This is a genomic window from Ruegeria sp. AM1, from assembly GCF_056540745.1.
Window position 1 is genome coordinate 12,381 of the sequence record NZ_JBQFXH010000008.1, and the last position, 26,248, is coordinate 38,628.

The 26,248-nt window shown below is 59.3% G+C and carries 31 protein-coding genes; 11 read left to right on the forward strand and 20 right to left on the reverse strand.

Features of this window, described 5'->3' with window-relative positions:
* Positions 1–8: 8 nt before the first annotated feature.
* Genes ACR0I7_RS15115 through ACR0I7_RS15135 form a run of 5 tightly spaced genes read right to left on the reverse strand, consistent with a single transcriptional unit; the run spans position 9 to position 4,205 of the window.
* Positions 9–401 carry a PTS sugar transporter subunit IIA gene (locus ACR0I7_RS15115; protein WP_480512463.1) on the reverse strand — a complete coding sequence of 131 codons (393 nt, stop codon included), beginning with the start codon at positions 399–401 and terminating at the stop codon, positions 9–11.
* Positions 398–1,291: an RNase adapter RapZ gene (gene rapZ / locus ACR0I7_RS15120; RefSeq protein ID WP_480512465.1), complete on the reverse strand. Its 894-nt coding sequence runs from the start codon at positions 1,289–1,291 to the stop codon at positions 398–400. The genes ACR0I7_RS15115 and rapZ overlap by 4 nt, the downstream gene beginning before the upstream one ends.
* A complete protein-coding gene (locus tag ACR0I7_RS15125) occupies positions 1,276–1,746 on the reverse strand; it encodes an HPr kinase/phosphorylase (RefSeq protein WP_480512467.1) in 471 nt (156 codons plus the stop codon). Before ACR0I7_RS15125 ends, rapZ begins: the two co-directional genes overlap by 16 nt.
* 3 nt (positions 1,747–1,749) lie before the next feature.
* Complete coding sequence (locus ACR0I7_RS15130) at positions 1,750–3,468, reverse strand: ATP-binding protein (RefSeq protein ID WP_480512469.1); 1,719 nt, start codon at positions 3,466–3,468, stop codon at positions 1,750–1,752.
* A gap of 32 nt (positions 3,469–3,500) precedes the next feature.
* Complete coding sequence (locus tag ACR0I7_RS15135) at positions 3,501–4,205, reverse strand: response regulator transcription factor (RefSeq protein ID WP_480512471.1); 705 nt, start codon at positions 4,203–4,205, stop codon at positions 3,501–3,503.
* Positions 4,206–4,549: 344 nt separating this feature from the next.
* On the opposite strand from ACR0I7_RS15135, the gene ACR0I7_RS15140 reads away from it, so the two are divergent.
* From ACR0I7_RS15140 to ACR0I7_RS15150, 3 genes are all read left to right on the forward strand, one after another.
* Positions 4,550–6,148 carry a phosphoenolpyruvate carboxykinase gene (locus ACR0I7_RS15140; protein ID WP_480512472.1) on the forward strand — a complete coding sequence of 533 codons (1,599 nt, stop codon included), beginning with the start codon at positions 4,550–4,552 and terminating at the stop codon, positions 6,146–6,148.
* 442 nt (positions 6,149–6,590) lie between these two features.
* Entirely contained in the window at positions 6,591–6,881 is a 291-nt protein-coding gene (locus ACR0I7_RS15145) for a hypothetical protein (protein ID WP_480512474.1), read from the forward strand.
* A 32-nt stretch (positions 6,882–6,913) separates the two neighbouring features.
* Positions 6,914–7,459 carry a hypothetical protein gene (locus ACR0I7_RS15150; protein ID WP_480512476.1) on the forward strand — a complete coding sequence of 182 codons (546 nt, stop codon included), beginning with the start codon at positions 6,914–6,916 and terminating at the stop codon, positions 7,457–7,459.
* A gap of 1 nt (position 7,460) precedes the next feature.
* Here the strand turns inward: ACR0I7_RS15150 and ACR0I7_RS15155 are convergent, their stop codons facing one another.
* The gene (locus tag ACR0I7_RS15155) at positions 7,461–8,225 is read right to left on the reverse strand and encodes a sulfite exporter TauE/SafE family protein (protein ID WP_480512478.1); all 765 of its coding nucleotides are present in this window, start codon (positions 8,223–8,225) and stop codon (positions 7,461–7,463) included.
* Positions 8,226–8,369: 144 nt separating this feature from the next.
* Here ACR0I7_RS15155 and ACR0I7_RS15160 point away from each other — a divergent pair, with 144 nt between their 5' ends.
* The 3 genes from ACR0I7_RS15160 to ACR0I7_RS15170 all read left to right on the forward strand — a co-directional run bounded on the left by ACR0I7_RS15160 (position 8,370) and on the right by ACR0I7_RS15170 (position 11,257).
* Entirely contained in the window at positions 8,370–10,061 is a 1,692-nt protein-coding gene (locus ACR0I7_RS15160) for an acyl-CoA dehydrogenase family protein (protein ID WP_480512480.1), read from the forward strand.
* Positions 10,062–10,300: 239 nt separating this feature from the next.
* On the forward strand, positions 10,301–10,852 hold the full coding sequence (locus ACR0I7_RS15165) for a hypothetical protein (protein ID WP_480512482.1): 552 nt from the start codon (positions 10,301–10,303) through the stop codon (positions 10,850–10,852).
* A 12-nt stretch (positions 10,853–10,864) separates the two neighbouring features.
* Positions 10,865–11,257 (forward strand): META domain-containing protein, encoded by a 393-nt coding sequence (locus ACR0I7_RS15170; protein WP_480512484.1) that lies wholly within the window; start codon positions 10,865–10,867, stop codon positions 11,255–11,257.
* On the opposite strand, the gene recO is transcribed toward ACR0I7_RS15170, so the two are convergent.
* Positions 11,241–11,966, reverse strand: coding sequence for a DNA repair protein RecO (gene recO / locus ACR0I7_RS15175; protein ID WP_480512486.1), 726 nt, complete (start codon positions 11,964–11,966; stop codon positions 11,241–11,243). The genes ACR0I7_RS15170 and recO overlap by 17 nt on opposite strands.
* A 167-nt stretch (positions 11,967–12,133) precedes the next feature.
* On the opposite strand from recO, the gene ACR0I7_RS15180 reads away from it, so the two are divergent.
* Both ACR0I7_RS15180 and ACR0I7_RS15185 read left to right on the forward strand, forming a co-directional pair.
* Positions 12,134–12,523 (forward strand): VOC family protein, encoded by a 390-nt coding sequence (locus ACR0I7_RS15180; protein ID WP_480512488.1) that lies wholly within the window; start codon positions 12,134–12,136, stop codon positions 12,521–12,523.
* Between the two features lie 105 nt (positions 12,524–12,628).
* A complete protein-coding gene (locus ACR0I7_RS15185; RefSeq protein ID WP_480512490.1) occupies positions 12,629–12,934 on the forward strand; it encodes a hypothetical protein in 306 nt (101 codons plus the stop codon).
* Position 12,935: 1 nt separating this feature from the next.
* On the opposite strand, the gene ACR0I7_RS15190 is transcribed toward ACR0I7_RS15185, so the two are convergent.
* Complete coding sequence (locus tag ACR0I7_RS15190) at positions 12,936–13,265, reverse strand: DUF1491 family protein (RefSeq protein ID WP_480512492.1); 330 nt, start codon at positions 13,263–13,265, stop codon at positions 12,936–12,938.
* On the reverse strand, positions 13,262–14,170 hold the full coding sequence (era, locus tag ACR0I7_RS15195) for a GTPase Era (RefSeq protein ID WP_480512494.1): 909 nt from the start codon (positions 14,168–14,170) through the stop codon (positions 13,262–13,264). The genes ACR0I7_RS15190 and era overlap by 4 nt, the downstream gene beginning before the upstream one ends.
* Before the next feature lie 158 nt (positions 14,171–14,328).
* Here era and ACR0I7_RS15200 point away from each other — a divergent pair, with 158 nt between their 5' ends.
* Positions 14,329–15,711, forward strand: a complete 1,383-nt coding sequence (locus ACR0I7_RS15200) for a multicopper oxidase family protein (RefSeq protein WP_480512496.1) — start codon at positions 14,329–14,331, stop codon at positions 15,709–15,711.
* Between the two features lie 27 nt (positions 15,712–15,738).
* Here the strand turns inward: ACR0I7_RS15200 and rnc are convergent, their stop codons facing one another.
* The 11 genes from rnc to folK form a co-directional block, all read right to left on the reverse strand.
* Complete coding sequence (gene rnc / locus ACR0I7_RS15205; RefSeq protein ID WP_480512498.1) at positions 15,739–16,419, reverse strand: ribonuclease III; 681 nt, start codon at positions 16,417–16,419, stop codon at positions 15,739–15,741.
* The gene (gene lepB / locus ACR0I7_RS15210) at positions 16,416–17,255 is read right to left on the reverse strand and encodes a signal peptidase I (RefSeq protein WP_480512500.1); all 840 of its coding nucleotides are present in this window, start codon (positions 17,253–17,255) and stop codon (positions 16,416–16,418) included. Before lepB ends, rnc begins: the two co-directional genes overlap by 4 nt.
* A 56-nt stretch (positions 17,256–17,311) precedes the next feature.
* Complete coding sequence (gene acpS / locus ACR0I7_RS15215; protein ID WP_480512501.1) at positions 17,312–17,731, reverse strand: holo-ACP synthase; 420 nt, start codon at positions 17,729–17,731, stop codon at positions 17,312–17,314.
* Positions 17,728–18,216 (reverse strand): hypothetical protein, encoded by a 489-nt coding sequence (locus ACR0I7_RS15220; protein ID WP_480512503.1) that lies wholly within the window; start codon positions 18,214–18,216, stop codon positions 17,728–17,730. The genes acpS and ACR0I7_RS15220 overlap by 4 nt, the downstream gene beginning before the upstream one ends.
* Before the next feature lie 272 nt (positions 18,217–18,488).
* The gene (locus ACR0I7_RS15225) at positions 18,489–19,112 is read right to left on the reverse strand and encodes a LysE family translocator (protein ID WP_480512505.1); all 624 of its coding nucleotides are present in this window, start codon (positions 19,110–19,112) and stop codon (positions 18,489–18,491) included.
* Positions 19,113–19,203: 91 nt separating this feature from the next.
* A complete protein-coding gene (locus ACR0I7_RS15230; RefSeq protein ID WP_480512507.1) occupies positions 19,204–19,638 on the reverse strand; it encodes an ABZJ_00895 family protein in 435 nt (144 codons plus the stop codon).
* A gap of 125 nt (positions 19,639–19,763) precedes the next feature.
* The gene (locus ACR0I7_RS15235) at positions 19,764–20,510 is read right to left on the reverse strand and encodes a pyridoxine 5'-phosphate synthase (RefSeq protein ID WP_480512509.1); all 747 of its coding nucleotides are present in this window, start codon (positions 20,508–20,510) and stop codon (positions 19,764–19,766) included.
* Complete coding sequence (locus ACR0I7_RS15240) at positions 20,503–21,201, reverse strand: DUF2062 domain-containing protein (RefSeq protein ID WP_480512511.1); 699 nt, start codon at positions 21,199–21,201, stop codon at positions 20,503–20,505. The genes ACR0I7_RS15235 and ACR0I7_RS15240 overlap by 8 nt, the downstream gene beginning before the upstream one ends.
* A 16-nt stretch (positions 21,202–21,217) precedes the next feature.
* Entirely contained in the window at positions 21,218–23,350 is a 2,133-nt protein-coding gene (locus tag ACR0I7_RS15245; protein WP_480512513.1) for a RelA/SpoT family protein, read from the reverse strand.
* 26 nt (positions 23,351–23,376) lie between these two features.
* Positions 23,377–23,730, reverse strand: coding sequence for a DNA-directed RNA polymerase subunit omega (gene rpoZ / locus ACR0I7_RS15250; protein ID WP_008758344.1), 354 nt, complete (start codon positions 23,728–23,730; stop codon positions 23,377–23,379).
* Between the two features lie 95 nt (positions 23,731–23,825).
* Complete coding sequence (gene folK, locus ACR0I7_RS15255; protein WP_480512515.1) at positions 23,826–24,398, reverse strand: 2-amino-4-hydroxy-6-hydroxymethyldihydropteridine diphosphokinase; 573 nt, start codon at positions 24,396–24,398, stop codon at positions 23,826–23,828.
* Positions 24,399–24,533: 135 nt separating this feature from the next.
* Between folK and ACR0I7_RS15260 the strand changes: the two genes are divergently transcribed.
* Positions 24,534–25,109 carry a LabA-like NYN domain-containing protein gene (locus tag ACR0I7_RS15260; protein ID WP_480512517.1) on the forward strand — a complete coding sequence of 192 codons (576 nt, stop codon included), beginning with the start codon at positions 24,534–24,536 and terminating at the stop codon, positions 25,107–25,109.
* 193 nt (positions 25,110–25,302) lie between these two features.
* Positions 25,303–26,244 carry a 4-hydroxy-3-methylbut-2-enyl diphosphate reductase gene (gene ispH / locus ACR0I7_RS15265; protein WP_480512519.1) on the forward strand — a complete coding sequence of 314 codons (942 nt, stop codon included), beginning with the start codon at positions 25,303–25,305 and terminating at the stop codon, positions 26,242–26,244.
* Positions 26,245–26,248: the final 4 nt, after the last annotated feature.

The following is a 26,248-nucleotide window of genomic DNA, read 5'->3' on the forward strand; positions in this document are numbered from 1 at the left end:
AATCCGGTTTAGTCCAGCGTCACATTTTGCGTGTTAATGTATTTGCGTCCAGCCTCCATCGCCTGACGGACAGCATCCCCGACAGGCAAGTGGCGACTTTTGGCCAATTTGATCAGCATAGGCAGGTTGGCCCCGTATAAAATGCGCCGACCCTGCGGTGCGCAGGCCCGCAAACTGAGATTGGATGGGCTTCCGCCAAACAGATCGGTCACAACGACAACGCCGTCGCCTACGTCCACCTCATCGGCGGCGCGGCAGATCTCAGCCTGCTTTTCGTCACGGTCGTGATCCGGTTCGATGGCGATGGCGACGAGCCCGGGCTGTTTGCCCACGACATGCTGCATGGCGGCCAGATATTCCTGAGCCAGCCCGCCATGCGCTACGATTACGATCCCGATCAATCCGACCTCACACTCAACGACCGACGCTCCATTTCGCGATGCCTAATTGCCACTTGCTGCCCCCCTTCTGCAAGGGCCTTTGCAACGGCTTCGGCCACCGCAACCGACCGGTGCTGACCGCCGGTACAGCCAAAGGCCACCGACAGATGGGCCTTACCCTCGGCCCGGAACCCGGGCAGCAGCACGGTCAGCAGATCGACGACCCGGTCAAAGAACGGGTCATAGCCCGCATCCGACCGGACATAGGTTGCCACATCCGGGTTTCTGCCGTCTTCCGCGCGCAGATCGGGCCGCCAATAGGGATTGGCCAGAAACCGACAGTCGAACACCATGTCCAACCCGCGCGGCAAGCCGCGCTTATAGGAAAAAGACTCGACAGAGACGGCCAGATGCCGGCCGCCTTTTGGCGCAAACCAATGTTCTACATCTTTGCGCAACTGGTGGACGTTCAGCATGCTGGTGTCGATGAGCGTATCCGCGATCTCGCGAATGGGGTGCAGCAGCTCTTTCTCTTGCCGGATCCCGGTCTCGGGACTGGCATCGGACGCGACAGGGTGGCGTCTGCGGGTTTCCGAAAAGCGGCGCAGCAAGACCTCATCACTGCAATCGAGATAGAGCACGGTCAGATCAACCTGTTCCATCCGGCTCAATTTGGCGGCGAGTTCGATGAACCCGATGGTGGAAAAATCGCGGTTGCGGGCATCGATGCCCAGCGCCATGGGACGCGCGGGTTCGGGGCCGTCCAGCAAACGGGACAGCAGACCCATCGGCAGGTTGTCAATCGCTTCGAACCCCAGATCTTCGAGCACGTGAATCGCGGTCGAGCGCCCCGCCCCCGAAGGTCCTGTCACCAATACGATGCGTCGCTGCGTGGTCATATGCTCGGCCATTGTGGATCGACGCGCCCCTGTTTCATGAGTTGGATGAGTGCTGCAGCCAAATTGGGCACACCCTGCGCCCGAAGCAAGGGGACACACTGCCCCAACAGATTTAGTGTCAGCGGGTCCGGCAGGCGGGCTGGTTCCGGCTGGTCCAAATCAACAACAAGGGCCACAGGCACCGGCCCGCAGGGTTCGGCCCGCAACAGTCCCACGCCGCGGGCTTCGATCAGGCCGCGGATCGGTGGCACAGCCGCGGCAATGAGGGCCCCGCCGTCGGTCGTCAGCTCAACACGGTCATCCGCCACAAGCTGAGCGCCCAGCGCCATCAGTTGCAAAGCCAGCGCGGATTTGCCCGCCCCGGACGGACCAACGATCAGGATGCCCCGGCCCTGCAGCGCGATACAGGTTGCATGAAGGCAGGCGTCGTTTTGGTTTTCCAGACTGGACAGGCTATCTGCAACCATAACCTAGACGGGCAGCCCGACGACAAAACGCGCGCCCAGCGGGTCAGAGGTGATGTCGGCCTCAGTGGGGCGAATGTTTTCGGCCCAGATCACACCGCCATGGGCCTCGACAATCTGTTTCGAAATCGCAAGCCCAAGGCCGGAATTGTTGCCGAAATGCTCTTCGGGCCGTTCGGAATAGAACCGTTTGAACACTTTGGTCAGTGCCTGATCCGGGATGCCGGGGCCGGTGTCTTCGACCACGACCAGCACACGATTGTCGCGCTGACGCACCCAGACGCGGATCGCATCGTTTTCTTCGCAGAAAGAAATCGCGTTGGTAATCAGGTTCACGAAGACCTGCGCCAGCCGCGCCTCAAGCCCATTCACGGTGATCGGAGCCGAAGGCAGATCGGTGATATAGTCAATTCCTTTGGAGCGGGCATCCTCACCCAGAAACTGGCTAATATTGCCAAGCAGGGTCAGCAGGTCGAAGGGTTGTTCTTCTTCCTTCACCAGTTCCGCATCCAGCCGCGATGCGTTCGAGATATCGCTGACCAGCCGGTCCAGCCGCCGCACATCATGTTCGATCACACCCAACAGCTTGTCGCGCTGATCGTCGCGCTTGACCATACGCAGTGTGCCCACCGCCGATTGCAGGCTGGCCAGCGGGTTCTTGATCTCATGCGCAACATCTGCGGCAAACTGCTCATTCGCGTCGATCCGGTTATAAAGCGCCGTCACCATCCCACGCAGGGCCTGGCTGAGGCGGCCAATCTCGTCGGGCCGCGCGCTGAGGTCGGGGATACGGATACGCCCCGGATTGACCCCTGCCCCCCGGTCTTTGCCCATCTCGGCCGCCGCTGCCAAATCGGCCAGCGGGTTGGCGATGGTCGAGGCCAGCACAAGGCTGAGGCCGATCGATACCAACAGAGCGACGACGAACATCTGCAGAATGCGTTCCTGTTCTTTGCGGGCCAAAGCGTCGATCTCGCCCGGCGGACCCGCCATCGCAACGGCCCCCACTGGCACATCACCGTGTATGATCGGCGCTGCCGCAACGATCACGGTGTCGCCCGCCGCATCCGATACAGCCTGAACCTGCATCTGGCCATCCAGCGCAGCCGGTATGATTTCTTGCACCCGTTGCGCCAGCGTTGGCGCCTCATCCTCTCCTGCACCGCTGAACACAGCCGTCAGACCCGTCCAGACCGCGTTCAGAGCATCGCTGATCAGCGTGCTGTTAGTGGGGGCATCGGCCTCAGGGTTGAGAAGTCCGGGCAATTCCGAGATCGGAGACGCCCCGCGTGTCCAGCCAATCAGCGTCCCCGAACGGTCATAGACAAAAACCTCGCCACGTTCTGGCAGACTTAGCCCCGACAGAGTATCTTTGACATCCAGATCGGCGGCATCCTCTGGCCGTGCCGCTGTTGCCTGCCGCAATTGAGTTTCGAACACGTTGCTGACCAGCTGCGCATCGCCGATTAGATTGCGTGCGGTCTGCTGAACCCGCTCTTTTCTGGTGTTGTCTAGATACAGCAACCCGGCAACCAGGATCACCAGAGCAATCAGGTTAAAGGTGATGATCTTGCGCGCAAGGGGTGAACCGCGCAGCGAAAACAGATTGCGCCGCAGGCGGCGTTCACTCAGTTCGACCGACTCGGGATCCTGCGGGATGACCCAATCATCCCCGAGGACGACATCGCCGTCCCGCATTTCGCTGGCTTGTTCAGTATCGCGCACGAGACCCTTTTACCTCTTATAAAAGGCCACGCCTATTCTTCGTTATATCTATATCCGATTCCATAGAGGGTTTCGATAGCCGAAAACTCTGGATCGGCGGCGCGCATTTTTTTCCGCAGACGTTTGATATGACTGTCGATGGTGCGGTCGTCGACATAGACCTGATCATCATAGGCGACATCCATCAACTGATCGCGGCTTTTGACAAAGCCCGGACGCTGCGCGAGGGCCTGCAACAGCAGAAACTCGGTCACTGTCAACGAGACATCACTGCCCTTCCATGTAACAGCGTGGCGCAGCGGGTCCATGCGCAACTCACCACGCTCCATAACTTTGGTGTCACCGGTGCTGGCGCTTGTGGCGTCGCCTGTGGTGGCCTCTTGCCGGCGCAGCAGGGCGCGGATCCGCTCGACCAGAAGACGTTGCGAAAACGGCTTTTTAACATAATCGTCCGCACCCATGCGAAGGCCCAACACCTCGTCGATCTCATCATCTTTCGACGTCAGGAAGATCACCGGCATCTGGGTCTTCTGACGCAGCCGCTGTAGCAGGTCCATACCATCCATACGTGGCATCTTGATATCCAGCACAGCCATATCGGGCAGTTTCTTGTTGAACGCATCCAGGGCCGCCTGGCCGTCATTATATGTCTCTACCTCGAAACCTTCGGCCTCGAGCGTCATGGATACAGACGTCAGAATGTTTCTATCGTCGTCCACCAGTGCAATCTTTGACATCGGGCTCACCCCTATTCCTGCTCACTTATGCAATAATGCGCTTATTTCTGAAGCATTGTTGGCGTTTTTAGGACGCCGAATCAATCCGTAACCGCGAATCGTGCCTTTGTTGCGGCAGCTATGCGGCAAAATTGCCTTGCTGCTCGCAAAAAGCTGCCCAGTTTCACTGCAGGAAATTTTTGGTGGCGCTAAACCTGAACTTGGTTGCGCTAACTGCGCCAAACCGTCCTGTTCATGCCCTAAACGACCGTGATAAGACCCAGCCAACCGCCGGTATTTCCCGGTATACTGCCCAAGAGCGTGTGCGGCCAACACCCGCAGCGCCGCCACAGGAGAAGACACACATGACATCTGGACGGGTTAACCCGCAATTCCGCCTCGAGGATCAGGGCATCGAGGGTCTGGACAATGTCTATTACAACTTCATGGAACCGGCGCTGATCGAAGAGGCGCTAAAGCGTGGCGAAGGGACCCTAGGCAATGGCGGAGCCTTTCTGGTCACCACCGGAAAGTTCACCGGTCGGTCACCCAAGGACAAGCATGTCGTCAAAACGGACAGTGTTGCTGACACCATCTGGTGGGAAAACAACGCCGCAATGAGCCCCGAGGGCTTTGACGCACTGTATGCGGACATGCTCGAACATATGAAGGGTCGCGACTATTTCGTACAGGACCTGGTGGGCGGTGCCGATCCGTCCTACTCGATAAACGTGCGTATGGTCACTGAGCTGGCCTGGCACAACCTGTTCATCCGCCACCTGCTGCGCCGCCCGGACCGTGAAGATCTGGATGAGTTCACAGCAGACTTTACCGTCATCAACTGCCCCAGCTTTCAGGCGGACCCCGCCAAACATGGCTGCCGCAGCGAAACCGTGATAGCGTTGAACTTCGACCGCAAGCTGATCCTGATTGGCGGTACCGAATACGCGGGCGAGAATAAGAAGTCCGTCTTTACCCTGCTGAACTACATGCTGCCCGACAAAGGCGTGATGCCGATGCACTGTTCGGCCAACCACGCCGTTGGCAACCCGGTCGACACTGCCGTGTTCTTTGGCCTTTCGGGCACCGGCAAGACCACCCTGTCGGCAGACCCGGCACGCGTTCTGATCGGTGACGACGAACATGGCTGGTCGGATCGCGGCACCTTCAACTTCGAAGGCGGCTGCTATGCCAAGACCATCAACCTGAGCGCTGAGGCCGAGCCGGAGATTTATGCCACAACCAGCAAGTTCGGCACCGTCATCGAAAACATGGTGTTTGACCCGGAAACCAAGGAACTGGATTTCGACGATGACTCGCTGACTGCGAATATGCGCTGCGCCTATCCGCTCGAGTATATCTCGAACGCGTCCAAGACCGCGCTGGGTGGCCACCCCAAGAACATCATCATGCTGACATGTGATGCCTTTGGTGTGCTGCCTCCGATCGCGCGCTTGACGCCGGCGCAGGCGATGTATCACTTCCTGTCGGGCTTTACCTCAAAAGTCGCTGGCACCGAGCGCGGCATCACCGAACCGCAACCAACCTTCTCGACCTGCTTTGGCGCGCCGTTCATGCCGCGCCGCCCTGAAGCATATGGCAATCTACTGCGGGACAAGATCGCTCAGCACGGCGCGACCTGCTGGCTGGTCAACACCGGCTGGACCGGCGGCGCCTATGGTGTGGGCAGCCGCATGCCAATCCGCGCCACGCGCGCACTGCTGACCGCTGCACTGGAAGGATCGCTGCGCGACGCCGAATTCCGCAAGGACGCCAACTTTGGCTTTGACGTGCCGGTATCGGTTCCGGGCGTGGCCGAGGTTTTGCTGGACCCGCGTCGCACATGGGACGACCAAGAAGCGTTCGACAAACAGGCCGATAAGCTGGTTCAGATGTTTGCCGAGAACTTTGAGCAATACGTCCCCTTCATTGATGACGACATCAAGGCCGTTGCAATCGGTTGACGCCTTCCGGGTGTGCACACCCTATGCGAATAAGGAGCCTCTCTCGGGCTCCTTATTCCTTTTGGAACGGAAACGAATCCCGCGATTCCAACGTGCGCGAGACTTTGACGGACCGTCTGCACGGGCCTGCGTGATGCTTCGTGCGCGCGTTACGTTACTGTCGATCATCACATCAATGTGCAAATGCATTGCCCGGTTAACCGACATACGATATGTCAATTAGATATCGAAACGAAAAAGCCCGGCGCAACTGCACCGGGCTGATCGTAAAATACTTATGGTCAGCTCTTCACGCGCCCACTCACACGCACAGGTTGAGCTGACTCAGAATAACGGCAGTCTATTCGAGAGGGGATGGGTGTCAACATGATACATCGCATTCGGCACATGAAACGGTGCCATATGCTGCGATATGTTGACACAGAACAAGAGAGTTAACGATATGACAGAGATTTCAAAACTGACAGAGCTGCGCAAGCTCATGCAAAGCATGGAGCGGACCCTGGGGCTGGAGGAACTATCTCCGGTTGAGCGCGACATCTATTACGCAGCGGGTGAGCTATCCAAAGCCAACACTGAAGTCCGCACATATGGCCTGATCGAACATACGCTGGTCCAGAGCGTCTCGCGCCCGACATTTTTTCGCGCACTGAAATCTCTGGTGCAAAAGGGGTACCTCTCGCAGAGCGGCAGCGCCAACCGGGGTCGCTATATCGTTCATGCGCCTCAGTGACACCTGTAACGGTGTAACGACGACTATAGGACATGCGCAGCTGGGCCTCTGAAACATTCATCGCCTCATTGGCTTATATAGTTGCATCATTCCTGACCTTCGAGGTCCTGATGCCGCTGCAAAACGTGTTCTTTCCAGAATATCCAAGCCGCGCCAGCCTGCTGTTTCTGCCGCATGGGGTGCGTGTACTTTCGGCCTGGCTGCTGGGCTGGCGCGCAATCTTCGCGTTGCTGCCGGGCGTGTTTGTGGTCTTCGCCTTTCTGGGCGGGACCGACGTGTTCATGCCCAGCCGCCTGCTGGCCATCGCAATTGCGGTCACAACCGCCCCTGCGGTGTTTTACCTGTGCAAGTGGCTGGGATGGGATCTGTTCCCGGCGGTTGATCGTCGCCCCTGCTGGATCTGCGTCATGGGGGTCGGCGTGGTCACGTCTTTTCTGGTCTCCGGCCTGACCAACTTGGCCTTTGGCAGCGCAACAGCAGAATATATTGCTTATCTGATCGGCGATCTGTCCGGCTTGTTCTTCTTGATGCTGGGCCTCTATTTCGGGTTCCGTTACATCGAAAGACGAGCCTCATAGCTTATGCCAGCAGCCCGCGCCGCAAGAGGTTCAGGCCTACCACCAGCAGCACCAGCAACGTTGCCTTCCGAAAGGTTGCCTGATCGATGCGGTCCTGCAACCGCATCCCCACCCACAGCCCCGCCAGAGCAGGAAGGATCAGCACCGCCGAAAACGGCACCGTGTCCGCCCGCAGCACGCCAGAGCCCAGATGGGCAAACACCAGCGCAACGGCCCCTAGACCATAGATGACCCCCTGTATCCGCAGCTGGTCTTTCTTGGGCGTGTTCAGAGCCGTCAGATACGCCACTGTCGGCGGCCCCCAGACACCGGACATGCCGCCGATGAACCCGGCAATTGCGCCAATGGCGGCCTCGATCCGCATCGACGGGTGCGCCAGCGTCAGCCTGACGCCGATCAACTGGACGAAGGCAAAAAACGTGACCGGCAGTCCGATCATAACCAAAAACACCTTGAGCGAGACCAGGCTCACTAGCTGCGCGCCTGTCACCAGAAAGATCACGCCCACCGCAAGAAAGACGCGAAACTGCCGGATGGAAAGCAGCGCCGCAGCCACCCCCTCGCGCAGGGCCTGAACGCCGTTTGTGACCAGTGTCGGCAGGATCAGTCCAGCCAGCGCAAGGTCCGGCGGCAAGATCATGCTCAGCCCCGAGACCAATACCATCGGCATAGCAAAGCCAACCATCCCCTTCACGCAGCCAGCCAGAAAGGCAACCGTCAGCGCAAGGTAGAGATCCTGTAGGGTAAACAATGAAAACAAAGTCATACGCCCTACATAACACCACAGAGTTTCTCTGCACTGCAAAAACGGGAAAGTAATTTTCGAATAATATGCAGCCCTGCAGAGAATTTTTGTTGCGCTGCACGTGCAGCATGATATGACCAGACGACCCAGAGAAGGACGTGATTCATGGCCCATGACGGACAGGATACTGCGAATATGACCGCTTCTGCGATTTTGCCCGATCTTCTGACACTAACCCGCGCTGCGCTGCCAGCGGTGGAAAGCGTTGTTGACCGCGCGCGCAACACGGTGCGCGCCATGGTCAGCGCCGACGGAAAGATCTCGGGCGCTCTGATCGAAGCGAATCAGACTGCGGCGCATGGGCTGGCGTGGCTGGCTACCTATCAGCAGTCGCTACAGCAGATGCAACGCTGGGCCGAAGCGCTGGAGGCTGAAGGCAAATTCGGTGAGCTGGAACAGCTATTGCACCAGATCGCCTTTGGCGAATACCTCTGGCAGATCTACGGCGGCATCCAGATGAACCAGGGCGAAATCGTGCGCCTGCAGGACATGGGCCTGAGCCAGGATGACATGCGCGCGATGATGCTGCCTGAGGTCATGACCCTGACCCAGAGCGGCAATACGCAAGCAGTGCGCACACGGCTGGTCGAGCTGATGGAAGATCAGGCAGGCGCCACCATGTTCGGCGCTTCCGGTCTGGACGAAGAACTTGAGATGATCCGTGACCAGTTCCGCCGCTATGCTGTTGAAAAAGTTGAACCAAATGCCCACGACTGGCACCTGAAGGATGAGCTGATCCCGATCGAAGTGATCGAAGAGCTGGCCGAAATGGGCGTCTTTGGCCTGACCATTCCCGAAGAGTTCGGCGGTTTTGGTCTGTCCAAAGCCTCGATGTGCGTGGTGTCCGAGGAACTGTCGCGCGGCTACATTGGTGTAGGCTCGCTGGGCACCCGGTCCGAGATCGCGGCCGAGCTGATTATCGCGGGCGGCACGGATGAGCAAAAGGCCAACTGGCTGCCAAAACTGGCCAGCGCCGAGATTCTGCCCACGGCCGTCTTCACCGAGCCGAACACCGGATCCGACCTTGGCAGCCTGCGCACCCGCGCCGTCAAGGATGAAAGCGGTAACTATAAGATAACAGGTAACAAAACATGGATCACCCATGCTGCGCGGACCCACGTGATGACCCTGCTGGCACGGACCGATCCCGACAGCACCAACCACCGCGGCCTGTCGATGTTCCTGGCCGAAAAGACACCCGGAACCGATGAGAACCCCTTCCCCACCCCTGGCATGACCGGCGGTGAGATAGAGGTACTGGGCTATCGCGGCATGAAGGAATACGAGCTGGGCTTTGACGGGTTCGAGGTCAAAAGCGAGAACCTGCTGGGCGGTGAAGAGGGCAAAGGCTTTAAACAGCTGATGGAAACCTTTGAATCTGCCCGCATCCAAACCGCCGCCCGCGCCATCGGTGTGGCGCAAAGCGCGCTGGATATCGCGATGCAATATGCGCAGGACCGCAAGCAGTTCGGCAAGTCTCTGATCAATTTCCCCCGTGTTTCCGGTAAGTTAGCCATGATGGCGGTCGAGATCATGATCGCGCGCCAGCTAACCTATTTCTCGGCTTGGGAAAAAGATCATGGTCAGCGCTGTGACCTTGAGGCTGGTATGGCCAAGCTACTGGGCGCACGCGTGGCATGGGCTGCGGCGGATAACGGGTTGCAGATCCATGGCGGCAACGGCTTTGCGCTGGAATACAAGATCAGTCGCGTGCTGTGCGATGCGCGTATCCTGAACATCTTCGAAGGGGCCGCTGAAATTCAGGCTCAGGTGATCGCGCGGCGTTTGCTGGGCTGACCCTCAAGACAACATCCTCGTTTCCCCAACTTGACCCGGCCTGCGCCGGGTCTTTTCTTGTTTGTCTGTTTTGTACGCCCTCAGGGACACGGATTATATGTTTTGTACAAAACAAAACCGGCACAAATCTGCGGTTTGCCGCTTGCAATTTCCCCTTCTGCACTGCAGCACGAATGCGGTAGACGCCGTTCATGATTTCGTAACCAAAGCGCGCAGTGTTGCGTGTCAAAAGGCAGAGAATGACCAGACTCATTACCTCAATTCTAGGCGCGCTGATGATGGCGATTCTGGCCGGATGTGCCATGGCTCCGGTCACTGGCCCCGACGATGTGGATCAGCTGGCGCAAGCGATCCAGCAGCTTGGCCCTGATGTCGACCCGTCCGAGGCCAGACGCGCGGCCGAGATTTCCTATGCCTATTCCAGCCAGCTCAAGCAGGAGTGGAATGTCACCGACCCGGCCATTATCCACAACGCCAAGATCATCAACGGCTTTCGCGAGAAGGGCCTGTGCAATGACTGGGCGCAGGCGATGACGACGCGCCTGAAGCAAGAGAACTTCCGCACGCTGGACCTGCACTGGGCCACCTCGCCCCCGACCGCGTTTCGGATCATCCACCACTCGGCCCTGATCAGCGCAAAGGGGGATTCGATGTATGAGGGCATCATTCTCGACCCGTGGCGCAACAGCGGCGCGCTGTATTGGGCGCCGGTGCGCGAGGACACGAGGTACAACTGGCGGCCGCGCCTTGAAGTCCGCGAAGAGCTGATCAGCGGCGCGAACCCCTATTAAACGGAGCTTGCGATGACACGTTTTGCCCTGCTTCTGCCCGCCATGGCTCTGTTTCAATGCGACAGGGATGAAACAGTCGCCGCTTATGGCGCGGCGGATCAGGATTGGGTCCTGCAGGAGGTCGATGGCCAGCCTTTTGCGGCCACAGCCACGTTGCGTTTTCCGCAAGAGGGTCAGATCGCGGGCGGTGCGCCCTGCAACACCTATACCGGTACGTTGAACGCGCCTTATCCATGGTTCGAAGTTGTTGATCTGGCAGCCACCGAAATAGCCTGTTCCGGGCTGGAGGCCGAAGGGTTCTATTTCGCCGCCCTGATGGCGATGACCCAATCCGAAGTGTCCGGCGATGTGCTGGTCCTGCGCAATGAGGACGGGCATGAGATGGTGTTCACAGCCGCCGAGTGACCTGATCTGTGAACCGCGTACGGGCCTCAGGCAAGGGCGTGTGGCCCAGCGACGGGGCGAGATGGTGTTCAAGAAAATAACCGGTGGTGCGCAGCGCCGCAGCGATCTCGGCATCCGGGGCCGCGCCTTCGCCGCGCAGACAGGGAGGCAGTGGCAGCAACCTGTCGGCCCACTCCCCGGCCCCTTGGGCGCTGACCGCGCGCCCGGTTTTGGGCGAGACATAGATCAACCCCTCGGTCGTGCCGGTTACGGCGCAGGCGCTGAGGTCGAGGCCAAAGCCCAACTCTTCGAGCAGCGCCAGTTCCCAGCGCAGGTAAGCGAGAGGCCAGATCTCATCCTGCCCCAGCAGGTCCATCAGCTGTTCGGTCTGCTTGTAAACCGCCGGGTGCGGTTCACGTTCGGGCAGGCAGAAGGACAGCAGTGACACCACCGCGTTCAGCCCCGCCAGCGCCAGCCGTCCCGAAAACGCCGCTGCCGCGCGGGAGCGCAGGGGTTCGACCTGAAAGGTGCCGATATGTTCCTCAAGCCGCGCGCGCCATAGCACATCCAGTTGCGCGCCCGGCTGCAGGATCGGCGCAATCTTGCGGCTGGCCCCCCCGCGCACAACGCCGGCATGACGGCCATGGCCTTCGGTGAAGACCTCGATTATCGCCGCCGTTTCGCCGTGGCGCCGAGAGGCCAGAAGTATACCGTGATCGCGCCAGTCCAAGTTTGGGTCCGCTCAGTTGTCAGCTACGTCTGCAGGAAATCTTAAGCCTGTCATACGCGCAAGGCAGAAACTGGCCGATGGCATTTATGCCGTTGGACAAACGAATTGCTTGTAACGGGTGCATTGGCTAATGTTCGCTTATTGTTCTTTCAAAAGGAATTCAAGCCATGTCTCTTAACTATGTCATGATCGGCTCAAACGATGTTGCCAAAGCCCGCACCTATTACGACGTGGTCATGGCCGGAATGGGCGGCAAGGTTGTCGCCGAATACATGCCCTACGCGGTCTGCTATGAGCTGCGCGGCGGCGGGCGCGTGTGGGTGTCAAATCCGCATGATCAGAAAACGGCGACCCCCGGAAACGGCAACATGGTTGGCCTGATGTGCGACAGCGAAGATGAGGTGCGCGCAGTCCACGCGGCAGCGCTGGCCAATGGGGGTGCCAACGAAGGCGACCCCGGCCCGCGTCCGCAATATGGCCCGGACTTCTTTGGCGCCTATGCCCGCGATCCGGAGGGCAACAAGATGAGCTTTGTATACTTCAAAGAGAACGGCTGAGCGCAGTCGCGGTCAGGTCAGCCAGAGGGCGTGAAGCAGCATCACGCTTGACGTGCATAAGGTATATCCTTTAATTAACTTAAGTGTTAAATAATGTGAGATATCATGCGCGGAATTACGATTACGTATAGTTACGACGGCGATGAGAGCGCCTGGGTCGACGCCACTGCGGCCTTCATATCTGCCATCGACTCTGACCCGGCGGTGGCGGGGAGATTCACCTATCAGGTGGCGGTTGCCGATGACGGAAAGTCCCGGTTTCACTGGGGCCGGTGGGACAGCGCCGAGACCTTGGCGCATGTGCAGGCGCAGTCCTATTTCAAGGAATTCGCTGCCAAGGTGCGGGAATTTGCAGATGGCGCGCCCAATGCGACCGGCCACGATATTTCCGCAAAAACGGGCGGTTGGTAGGTTAATCCAACCCCTCTTCGCCCAGCAGATGCCGCCCCTGTCGGTCTTCGACCTCGATCACCCAGAGATCGGGGTCAAAGCTGCGTTGGCGTTGGATGGCGGCGTCAACGTCGGGCTCGGGGCCCGAGGAGAGCTCGACCCATTTGCGGTCCCCGGTCATCAGATCAAAGCTGCGCTGAAAGGCGGTTGCCTGACCGTCGAGCGTGTTCAGCTTGACCAGCACCGCGCCTGCGGTGTCGTCGCCGTGGGCGACAACAAAAGCCGGGATCTCCTGAAACCGCAGCCGCGCAAGATAGGCGTGAACCCAGAAATCTGCCGTCAGGCGGGTCATGCGTTGCCGTCTTTGAAATCCAGACCCATTTCCGAGTAGCGCTCGGATTCCTCTAGCCAGTTGGGCCGGACTTTCACTTGCAGGAAGAGATGGATTTTGCGGTCGAGGAACTCTTCCAGTTCCGCCCGCGCGGCCTGACTGACCGCCTTGATCGTCTCGCCCCGTTTGCCAAGAACGATGCCTTTGTGGCCGTCGCGCATGACATAGATGACCTGATCGATTTTGGCCGAGCCGTCTTTTCGCTCTTCCCAGTTCTCGGTCTCGACCGTCAGTTGATAGGGCAGTTCCTGATGCAGGCGCAGGGTCAGTTTCTCGCGCGTCATCTCAGCGGCGATCATGCGCATCGGCAGATCGGCGATCTGGTCTTCGGGGTAGAGCCAAGGGCCTTCGGGCAACTTGCTTGCCAGCCATTTGCGCAGGTCATCGACGCCGTGGCCCTTCTCGGCCGAGATCATGAAGGTTTCAGCAAAGGGATAACGCCCGTTCAGATCGCTGGTCAGCGCCAGCAGTTTTTCAGACGGGACCTTGTCGATCTTGTTAATGGCCAGTGCAATGGTGCGGCCCTGCCCGATCTCTTCCAGCCCTTCGAGGATACGCTCAACCCCTTCGGTGATGCCGCGATGGGCCTCGACCATCAGGACAACCACATCCGCATCCGCTGCGCCACCCCAGGCTGCTGCGACCATCGCGCGATCCAACCGGCGGCGGGGTTTGAAGAGGCCGGGTGTGTCGACAAAGACCAGCTGCGCCTCGCCTTCCATCGCGACGCCGCGAATGCGGGCGCGGGTGGTCTGGACCTTGTGGGTCACGATCGAGACCTTGGCCCCGACCATACGGTTCAGCAGGGTGGATTTGCCCGCATTGGGCTCTCCGATCAGGGCGATAAATCCGGCGCGTGTGGTCATGTGTGGTGCGATCCTGTTTGCAGGTGCGCACCCCTATAGCAGATTGCGCAGACGGACCAGAGGGATTTGTCGCATTGCAGCCATGCGCCAGTATTGACAAGACTGCATTACACCACGCCAGTTCCAGCCAGGTGATGCGTTTATCAACGGGGCAATAAATGAAACGTCGGGAGTTTCTATGGGGCAGCGCTGCTGCGGCAGGAGCAGCGGCGTTGGGTGGCTATGGGCTGGCTGCATGTAATGCAGAGCAAGAGTTGGTCATTCAATCCGCCAGATTTCAGCTGCGCGATCAGGTCACAACCGGAATGATCAGCCTATCCCCCGATGCGCCCCCACCGGTGTTGTACGGGCGGCAGGGCGAAAAGATGATCTTGCCGGTGCGCAATGCGACCTCGGACTATACCGCTATGCATTGGCACGGGATGCGCATCGCCAATGCCATGGACGGGGTACCTTATCTTACCCAGATGCCGATGGGCGAAGGCGAGCTGTTCACCTACGAATTCACCCCACCCGATGCCGGAACGTATTGGTATCATCCCCATTGCATGACAATGGAGCAGATGGCCCGAGGCCTGACCGGTGTGATGGTGATTGCCGAGGCTGACGACCCAGGCTTTGACGGCGATCAGGTGATCAATCTACGCGATTTCAGGCTGGATGAAGACGGGGCCTTTTTGCCCGCGTACACCGCTCGTGGTGCGGCCCGGTCAGGAACATTTGGAAATGTGCTGACGGCCAACTGGCTGGATGCCCCAATCTATGATCATCCGGCTGGTGGGTTGGTGCGTTTGCGGGTGGTGAATACCGATACCACACGCATCCACAAACTTCACCTGACCGGGGCTGAGGCAAGGATCATCGCTTGGGATGGGCATCCGGTTACGAATACCCAGCCTTTGCCGAGCGCAGAGGACCCCTTGCTGCTTGGCCCCGGTCAACGGGTGGACTTTGCAGTTCAGATACCCGTAAACGAAGGCCAAACCGTTGACCTGATGGCCAAGATACCCGGTCAGAAACACCGGGTCATGGCGCAGCTGCGGGCCATTGGACAATCTCTGTCGCGCGACCTGCGCGACTTGAAGCCGCTGCCTGAAAACCCGGTTGCCAGACCGGACCTGGCACATGCTGAACTGCATGAGTTCGTGTTTGGCTGGACGCCCGAAGGCAGCGCGCCAAATGACGGGTTCTGTGGATCGCTGGGGTACAGTTTCTGGTCGATCAACCGCACGCCATGGCCCGGCGATGCCGCCGAAAATACTGGGCCGCTGGCCACGCTGGAAAAGGGCAAAAGCTATGTGCTGCGATTGCGTAACGAGTCGCCCAACCTGCATCCGATCCATTTGCACGGGCTGGCCTTTGTGCCGCTTCGGTCAAACCTACGGCAGTTACCGCCACTGATGACGGATACGATGCTGCTGTTGAAAGACGAGGTGATTGATATCGGTTTCGTCGCCGACAACCTTGGAGACTGGGCATTTCACTGCCATGTTATCGAACACCAGAAAACCGGGCTGACAGGATTTATCCGGGTGGTCTAGAGCACTACAGCTGGGTGTGAGGTTGCGCTATTTGATCAACGTGTCCAGCAAGGCTTTGGCTGCGGCCTGTTCCGCCTGGCGCTTGGAGCCCGCAGTGGCCTGAGCTTCGGCTCCGTCCTGCAGGCGGGCGGCGATGGTGAAGATGGGCGCGTGGTCGGGTCCGCTGCGTTTGACCTCGACATAGCTGGGCGGTTTCTGGCCGCGGGCCTGTGCCCATTCCTGCAGCGCGGTTTTGGCGTCACGGGCGTCGGCCTCGACCGTGTGGATGCGATCCCCCCAGAGGGCCAGGATCACATCGCGGGCGGCATCAAACCCGGCATCGCGATAAATCGCGGCAATGACAGCCTCCATCGCGTCCCCCAGCAGGGCCTGTTTGCGGCGCCCGCCGGACAACATCTCGGACCGGCCCAGTTTCAGAACCGCGCCCAGATCGATCTGACGGGCGACATCTGCGCAGGCCTCTTTGCGGACCAGCGCGTTGAAGCGCGGGGCAAGCTGGCCTTCCGAGGCTTTCTTGTCGGCCTCAAGCAGCGCCGTGGCCATAACCAAGCCCAGCACGCGGTCGCCCAGAAATTCGAGCCGCTGGTTGTCGGGCCGCGTCGGCGAGGACACGGACCCATGGGTCAGCGCACGCACCAGCAGCTCAGTCGACTTGAACTCATACCCCAGCCGCTGCTGGAATGCTTTTATCTCAGCCGATAGCTTCAATTGACCGCCTTGAAGAAGCGATCCTTGCGCCAGGTCCAGAAGAACAGCATCGACCGGCCTGCGGACGAGAACATGATCCGGTCAGCGCGCCCGATCAGATTTTCATAGGGCACATATCCCACGCCCCCGGCAGATTGCGGCAGGCGACTGTCGGCGGAATTGTCGCGATTGTCGCCCATGAAGAAATAGTGATCCGCAGGCACCGTATAGACGCCGGTATTGTCAGAGCCCTGATTGCCGATGTTCAGCACGTCATACGAAACACCATTGGGCAGGGTTTCGATCAGACGGTTCTTTTCGCAGGTACCGCCAACCCCGACCGGACCGTTGGCGCAGCGCGGTCGCAGGCGTTGAGGGCCTTGCGGCTCGGCAGTTTCGGTAAAGACGCCATCGGGTTGCTGCGGCACGGGTGTGCCATTCAGAATGATCTGTCCGTCGCGGAGTTGTATCGTATCGCCCGGCAGACCGATGAGACGCTTGATGTAGTCGCGGCCGGTCACCGGGTGGCGGAAGACGATCACGTCGCCGCGGTCAGGCGCGCCGCCCCAGATGCGGGTATCGCCGTCACCCTGCATCCAGCCACAGACGTCTTCGGCATCGATATTCAGCCCAACGCTGGGGATGATCAGGCTGGGACAGGAAGCATAGGAATAGCCATAGGCCATTTTGTTGACAAAGAGAAAGTCACCGATCAGCAATGTCTGCTTCATCGAGCCGGACGGGATCCAGAAGGGCTGAAAAAACAGGGTGCGGAAGATGCCCGCGATCAGCAGGGCGTAGACGATGGTTTTGATCGTCTCCCAGACGCCGCTTCCGGTTTTGGCTTCCTCGGCCATACTGCTCTCCGATTGTTTTTGGCTTCGCTGCTACATGCGTCCCTACCCGGGTCAAGTCAAGGCCGCGTGGCCCCATCGTGAAGCGGGCGCGCCTCGATCACCACAAAGGCCTGCGCCCAGGGGTGATCATCGGTCAGGGTGACATGGATGATGGCCTCGTGCCCCTCGGGCGTCATCTCGCGCAGGCGTTCGGCTGCCCAGCCGGTGACATGCATGACAGGCTGGCCGGTGCGCAGATTGCTTACGGCCATGTCTTTCCAGGCGATGCCCATGCGCAGACCGGTGCCCAGGGCTTTCGAACACGCCTCTTTCGCGGCCCAGCGCTTGGCATAGGTGCCGGCAGTATCGGCGCGGCGTTCCGCTTTGGTCTGTTCGATCTCGGTGAAGACACGGTTGCGGAACCGGTCGCCGAACCGGCCGAGCGTACCCTGAATGCGGTCGATATTTGCAAGGTCTGTGCCAATGCCGAGGATCATAGCGCCGTTCCTGAAGGTTCTGTCGCGCGTTCGCGCATTTCCTGCAGTCCTATACCAAAAAATATGCGCCCGACGACAGCCCCGCCGACAAGCGCAACAGCCAGATTGAAAGCCTGTCGCGCGCCGAAGTTAAAGGACGTGAAACCAAGCCACCCTTCCACTGAGAGAGCAATCAGACACAGAAAGGCAATGGTGGTCACGATACCAGCCAGAGCCATCACGATACTGGTGATCAGCATTTGAGCGGGGCTGGGTCGTGTTTTTTGGTTCTGCATCAGCCGGTATCCCTCGACATAGGCGGGCAGAGCAAACGCGCCAAATTCGAGTATAAACAGGTAATCGACATAGTTTGACAGGTAAGGTGCAATCAACATTGCGGCCCAGATCAGATTGGAAAACAGGCTTGGAATGATGGCGGGTGGCCCGCCACCGGCCACCAGCACGATGAAGAGGCCCTGGGCGGTGACAATGATAAGGATTGCCACAAATGTCAGAAGGAAGACCACCGAATATCTTATCAGTTTAAAGTGCAAGTCCGGTGCCCTATGTACTGCGCCAAAAAATCCATCATCGGCTGTATTAGCGCCGCTGAAAAGACCAAGTCGATCTATTTGTCTGCGGTATCGCTGCGGCGCACGGATCGCAACCCGGCGCCAAACGAAACGCGGCACATTATGGTGGTCACAACAACATACGCAGCAAGGTAATAGCTGCTCAAAAATCTAGTGAGCCGCGAAGTATGCGCCTGCAACACGCCTTATGACAGTCGCACCGTCAAAATCTTGTAACTCGCCACGCCAAAGAACCCGGCGAAGGCAAAGTCGAACCAGCGGCGCGCGCGGCCGTAGATGCGGACCATGCGTTCAGACGAGAACAGGAATGCGTAACCGATAAAGATCAGCAGAGACCCGGCATAAAGCAGTGCGAAATAGCCCAGCAGCATCGACAGGCTGGCATCGCTGGGCGCGACGATGGCATAGATCGAGCCCCAGCTGAGGATCGCCTTGGGGTTGGTCAGGTGAATGGCCGCGCCCTTCGCGAAGATGGTTCCGAGTGTGCCGGTGACCGGGTTGCCCAGCGCAACCTCGTCCGAAGTCATCGCCCGACGCAAGGCCTTGAGGGCCAGCCATCCCAGATAGGTCACGCCGATATAGCGGATCACCTCGAACACCCAGGCATTGGCCAGCATGATGGCCGACAGACCCAGCGCTGCGGCGATCCCCCAGGCTGCGGAGCCGGCACAGATGCCCAGCGCAAAGGCCAGACCGGCGCGACGCCCCTGGTTCATGGCTGTGCCTGCAATGCCCATGGTTGCGGGCCCCGGTGACCCTCCGGCCATCATCCACGCAACCCAGATGGCTATGAAACCTGTGGTGATCATCGCTGTCCCCTATCCCCTCTGTGCATCAGAGATGTGCCCTACTGCTGTAGCGGAAGTGCCCTGCCGGTCGCAACCTTATCCGCGACTGCGTTTATTTCCGGGCGCGTTGGGCATTTTTGAGATGAGACCGTGCGCCCAACCCAACAAATAGACGACAGATCAGAATGGCAATGATCAGCGAGACACCAAATCCGATGGCCAGAAAGACAGGCGGCAATTCCGCCAGCGGGGCCAGCTGCTCTGGCAGCACCAGATAGAACAGGGCAACCAGCACAACATTGATGACCATGCCAACAACGGCCATGATCAGCGCCGCCAGCCACATTTCCCCGCCTGAGGGCTTCGCTCCGAACTCCTGCGCGTATCGCTGGCCTTCATACATGGCCGCACCCAGAAACGGGATAAAGGGCACAAAGCTGCTGTTGAGATTGATATTGAACAGCGCATCAAGCGCAAAGAGCGCCAGCGGCACGGCAAGGCTGATCAACGTGAAAACAAGTGCAAATCTGAAAATACTGGAACCCATAATTCCCTCAAAAAACTGTCTTAAAACAAATGTCATCCGCCTTTCAGTCGTTATCACGGCGTTCAAGCGGGTCTGCATGCGATGATAAAAGCAGCCGGACCGCGCCCGCAAGACCGACGAACTGCTTAGGCGCGCGCCGCATCCATCAAACGACGCATCTCGTGAATGGCCGGGGTCAGGCCAAGGAAGATCGACTCTCCGATAAGGAAATGACCGATATTCAGCTCGCGCACTTCGGGGAAGGCGGCGATGGGCTGGACCGTGTCATAGGTCAGGCCATGACCGGCATGCACCTCGAGCCCAAGTGAATGGGCGAAGGCGGACATTTCACGCAGGGCCTCAAGCTCTCGCGCGGCGTCTTCGGGGCGGTTTTCGGCATGCGCATCGCAATAGGCGCCGGTGTGCAGTTCGATCACTTCGGCCCCGATGCGATGGGCGGCCTCAATCTGTTTTTGGTCCGCTGCGATGAAGATCGACACACGGCACCCGACATCGCGCAAGGGGGCAATGAAATGGGCCAGCTTGTTCTCCTCACGCGCGACTTCGAGCCCGCCCTCGGTGGTACGTTCCTCGCGCTTTTCGGGCACGATGCAGACGGCGTGCGGCTTGTGACGCAGGGCGATTTTCTGCATTTCGTCGGTGGCCGCCATCTCAAAGTTCAGCGGCACTGACAGCACCTCCATCAGCCCGTCGATATCGGCGTCCGAGATGTGGCGGCGATCTTCGCGCAGATGCGCGGTGATACCATCGGCCCCGGCCTGCTCGGCCAGTTTTGCCGCGCGCAGCGGGTCGGGATAGGCCCCGCCGCGGGCGTTCCGCACGGTGGCCACGTGATCAATGTTCACGCCCAGTCTCAGATGGTTCTCAGACATCGTTTGATTCCTTATTCAACCCTGAGGCCGACCCTAGAGGGTTTGCCACTTGCCCGTCAGCCTTGGTTTCGGCCAACTGCTTGATTTGTTCGAATTTCGCTTTGATTCTGGCCCGGCGGCGCTGCTGATAGGTGCGGATCAGCGGCAGGCTGAGATAATAACAGATCACAGCGGCCACGATGCCCGGAATGACGCCGCCCACCAGATAGGGGAAAAAGACATCGTCATAAAACCGGTCGAGCCCGTGCCAGTCGGCCTTGCGATCGGTGAACATGGCAATGCAGTTGTCCTTGAGGTCGCCGATCGCATCGGCGAACTTGCCCATCAGTCCGTGGGTGTCCCCTTTGCGGAACCGCGTGCCGAGCAGGAAATGCCCGGTCTGGAGGCTGACGACGCCAATGGGAACATAGGTCAACGGGTTGCCGAAAAACGTGCCGCTGAGGGCGGCCAGAATGTTGCCGTTCAGCAGGCGGGCCAGCACGGCGGCCACCACGAAATGCAGCCCATAAAACGGTGTAAACGCGGCAAAGACCCCTGCCCCGATCCCGCGCGCGATCCGTTCGGGTGAGTCAGGTAGGCGGCGGACGCGATGTTTGACATAGTGAAAGGCACGGGTCCAGCCACCGCGCGGATAGACGAATTCCGATGCAATCTGGATAGGCGAGCGTCGATCTCGGCGCTTGAAAACCACTCCTGATCACCCCTTCTTAACCAGCCGGAACTGCGGCATCCGCCTTGTCCCGGAAACGCTCAACAGCCGCCACATCACTTTCCGCCTCAAGCATCAGCATCAGCGAATGCAATTGTTCAAGGTCGCGCAGTTCGACATTGATCATCAAGCGGTAAAAATCCGGTTTGCGGTCGACAAACTCGAGATTGGAGATATTGGCCTTTTTCTCGCCAATCAATGTGCAAATGCGACCCAATACCCCGGCATCGTTTCCAATTGTAAGATCCAGGGTCGCCCCATAGACCGCCGGGTGAGTCCCGGAATGCCAGTGCAGATCGACCCAGCGCTCGGGCTCGTCCTCAAACTCGGACAGGCGGTTGCAATCAATGGCATGCACCACAACGCCTTTGCCGCGATAGGTAATGCCGACGATGCGTTCCCCGGGCAGCGGCTGACAGCAGGGCGCGCGGTCGAATTTCTGCCCAGGCTCAAGCCCGATCACCGCGCGGCGGGGCGAGATCGCGTCGCCTTCGTCTTTGGTCAGCTCGGGATAGACGGCCTCAACCACCTCATGCGCGGTCAGCTCGGCACTGCCGAGACGGGCCAACAGCTCATCGCGGTCCTTCAGGCGCAGGTGTTTGGCGGCGGTTTCAAGTGCCTTGTCGGTGGCCTTGCGCCCGACATGTTCAAACCCGGCACGCGCCAGTTCCTTGCCCAGCTTGATGAACCGTTCGCGATCCACTTCGCGCAGCGCACGGCGGATGGCAGTGCGGGCCTTGCCGGTGACGGCAATCTCAAGCCATGTCACCTGCGGGGTCTGACCGTCCGCCGTGATGATATCCACCGACTGGCCGTTTTTCAGCCGGGTCCAGAGCGGCACGCGAATGCCATCGACCTTGGCCCCTACACAGGCATGACCGATCCGTGTGTGGATCGCATAGGCAAAGTCAATCGGCGTGGCCCCGCGCGGCAGTTTCACCACGTCGCCCTTAGGCGTGAAACAAAAGACCTGGTCCGAATACATCTCGAGCTTGACGGCCTCGAGGAAGTCTTCGTGATCCTCTTCGTTGTCGAACTGTTCGGTGAGGTTCGAAATCCACTTGGCCGGATCGACCGCAAAGGGGTTTTCCGAGCGTACACCATCACGATAGGACCAATGGGCCGCAACGCCGGTTTCGGCCACGTCATGCATCTGACGGGTGCGGATCTGCACCTCGACCCGTTTGCCATCACGTCCCGACACCGTGGTGTGGATGGAACGGTAGCCGTTGGATTTCGGCTGACTGATGTAATCCTTGAACCGCCCCGGGACGGCGCGCCAACGCTGATGGATCGCCCCGAGGGTGCGGTAACAGTCTTCCTCGGTCTGAGTGATGATGCGGAAGCCGTAGATGTCGGATAGGCGCGAAAAGCCCTGATCCTTTTCCTGCATCTTGCGCCAGATCGAATAGGGTTTCTTGGCGCGGCCAAAAACCTCGGCCTCGATCCCGGCCTTGTCCAGTTCGTGCCGCATATCGCCGGTGATACGGTGGATCACATCGCCGGTTTCGCGTTGCAGCGTGATAAAGCGGCGGATGATCGACTGGCGGCCTTCGGGGTTCAGGACGCGGAAAGCGAGGTCTTCCAGCTCCTCGCGCATCCATTGCATCCCCATGCGGCCCGCAAGCGGCGCGTAGATATCCATCGTCTCGCGCGCTTTGACCACCTGTTTCTCGGGGCGCATCGCTTTGATCGTGCGCATGTTGTGCAGACGGTCGGCGAGCTTGACCAGAATGACCCGCAGGTCCTTGGACATGGCCATGAACAGCTTGCGGAAGTTTTCGGCCTGTTTGGTCTCACGGCTGGAGAGCTGCAGGTTGGTCAGCTTGGTGACGCCATCAACCAGCTTGGCGACCTCTTCCCCGAATAGTTCGGACACTTTGCCGTAATTGGCCTTGGTGTCTTCGATCGTGTCGTGCAGAAGGGCCGTGATGATGGTAGCATCATCCAGACGCTGTTCGGTCAGGATGGCGGCAACAGCAACAGGATGGGAAAAATAAGGCTCGCCGGAATGGCGGAACTGGCCTTCATGCATCTGCTGGCCAAAGTCATAGGCCCGTTCGATACGTTCGGCATTTGTCTTGGGATTGTAATTGCGGACCAGCGCAATCAAGTCTTCGGCTGAAATCATCCGGTCCGCACCTTTTGCAGCTTGGGTTACCCCTGGCCCTGAGCCTCCATCAGGGCGCGCAGGAGTTTTTCCTCGGACATGTCGTCATCGGCAGGCTTGTCCGATTCCGCACCCATCAGCAACGCCATCTGATCTTCTTCGGGCTCGTCCACCTCGATCTGGGTTTGGTTCGCCTCAATCAGACGCTCGCGCAGGTCATCGGCACCTTGCGTTTCGTCAGCGATTTCGCGCAGGGACACGACCGGGTTCTTGTCGTTGTCACGGTCCACGGTGATCGACGCACCAGCAGAAATCTCGCGCGCCCGGTGGGCGGCAAGCATCACCAGTTCGAACCGGTTCGGGACCTTGTCTACACAATCTTCAACCGTAACGCGGGCCATGGGGCGCTCTCCGTAAATGAATCCGTGGCTGGAAGGGGTTTATCTAAGCGTGATTCCCCGCCTTGACAAGCAGGAAATCGCGCGGTGGCGCTGTATCACAGGGGCTTTACCAGCGAGACCTCTGTGGTTGGCAACCGTGAGATCATCTGGGAAACAGACAGGTCCAGAACAGGGTGCCGCCAGTCCGGTGCAACATCCGCCATCGGAACCAGCACAAAGGCGCGGTCCTGCAGGCGCGGATGCGGCAGGATCAGCTGCTCGGGGGCCTCATGCCGCTGTGCCTCGGGAGCGAGGTGCAGCCAGTGATCATACACCGCGCGATCCGGCAGCACCCGGTCCCCCCAGGCAACCAGATCCAGATCCAGTGTCCGCATCCCCCAGCGCTGCGCGCGGGCGCGCTCGAACTGATGTTCGACCTGATGCAGCACAACAAGAAGTTCGTCAGGCGACAAATCGGTCTCGACCAGGGCCGCAGCGTTTACGTAGTCCGGCCCGGCCCCGGCGGGAAAGCAGGGGGTTTCATAATACCGGCTGACCGCGCGAATCGATACCCCACGCCCCGGCAACGTGTCGAGGGCCTGCTGAAGTGTCGTCTTGGGCCCATTGCCTCTCAGTTTGAGATTCGCGCCCAAGGCCAGAATCACATTTGCCATGTTTTGTTCACTCATAACTCCATATTCCGGGAGACGCATACTTGCGATAAATGCAAAAAGCCCTAATTATAGGCACACTGGCGCGCCGAATTTTTTTTTAACTCACTCACCTAACTAGCGGCGATCCGGTTTATACCGAAAGGGACTTTTATGTTTTATAAGGACGAACGGCTAGCGCTGTTCATCGACGGCTCGAATCTTTATGCCGCAGCAAAAGCACTCGGTTTCGACATCGATTACAAGCTGTTGCGTCAGGAGTTCATGCGCAGGGGGAAGCTGCTGAGAGCCTTTTACTATACAGCGCTGCTTGAAAATGACGAATATTCGCCGATCCGACCGTTGGTCGACTGGCTGCACTATAATGGCTTTACCATGGTCACCAAACCGGCCAAGGAATACACCGACAGTATGGGGCGTCGGAAAGTCAAAGGAAACATGGATATCGAACTGACCGTCGATGCCATGGAGCTTGCGCCACGCGTGGATCATATTGTGCTGTTTTCGGGCGATGGGGATTTCCGCCCGCTGATTGCCAGCCTGCAACGTCAAGGCGTGCGTGTGTCCGTTGTATCGACCATCCGCAGCCAGCCGCCGATGATTTCGGACGAGCTGCGGCGCCAAGCCGATAATTTCATCGAGTTGGAGGACCTGCGCGACGTGATCGGACGCCCGCCGCGTGAAATGCCGGCCGAGCCCCGCAGCGTGGCGATTGCCGGCGGCAGCTGATCCGCAGGGACATATGATGGGGAAGAAAATCGCGCGGCCGGAACATGATGTTCTGGCCGCGCTTCTTTAAGAAAGAACCCGTGCTGAAACACCGGTTGGCTAGCATTGCTTTGTGTCAGATCAATGACGATCCGGTGGTCACTGGACCAACCGCGTCAAAAGCCTTACCTGTCCCCAGCAAGGAGACAGCACCATGACAAAGCCACCCCTGACACTTTATCTGGCCGCACCGCGCGGATTTTGCGCCGGTGTGGACCGTGCCATCAAAATCGTCGAGATGGCGCTGCAGAAATGGGGTGCGCCGGTCTATGTGCGCCATGAGATCGTGCATAACAAATTTGTCGTCGACAGCCTGCGTGACCAGGGCGCGGTTTTTGTCGAGGAACTGGACGAATGCCCCGACGACCGCCCCGTGATCTTTTCCGCCCATGGCGTACCCAAATCCGTGCCGGCCGCGGCCGAGCGGCGCGAGATGATCTATGTGGATGCCACCTGTCCGCTGGTCTCCAAGGTCCATATCGAGGCCCAGCGCCACGCCGAGGCCGGGCTGCAGATGATCATGATCGGCCATAAGGGCCACCCCGAGACCATCGGGACCATGGGGCAATTGCCGGATGGTGAGGTCTTGCTGGTCGAAACCGTCGATGATGTGGCCAAGGTCGCGGTGCGCAACCCGGACAAGCTGGCGTTTGTCACCCAGACCACGCTGTCGGTGGATGACACCAAAGATATCGTGGCCGCGTTGCAGGTGCGGTTTCCGGCGATCGTTGGCCCGCACAAGGAAGACATCTGCTACGCCACCACCAACCGCCAGGAGGCGGTGAAAGAGGTCGCGCCGAAATCCGATGCCCTGCTGGTTGTGGGGGCGCCGAACTCGTCCAATTCGCGCCGTCTGGTCGAGGTCGCCTCGCGCGCGGGCTGCACCTATGCCCAGCTGGTGCAACGCGCCACCGAGATTGATTGGCGGGCGCTGGAGGGCATCAAAAGCGTTGCCATCACCGCTGGTGCCTCGGCCCCCGAAGTGCTGGTCAACGAGGTGATCGACGCGTTCAAAGCCCGCTATGACGTCACGGTCGAGATCGTGGAAACCGCCGTCGAAAACGTAGAATTCAAAGTGCCCCGCGTTCTGAGGTAACCGG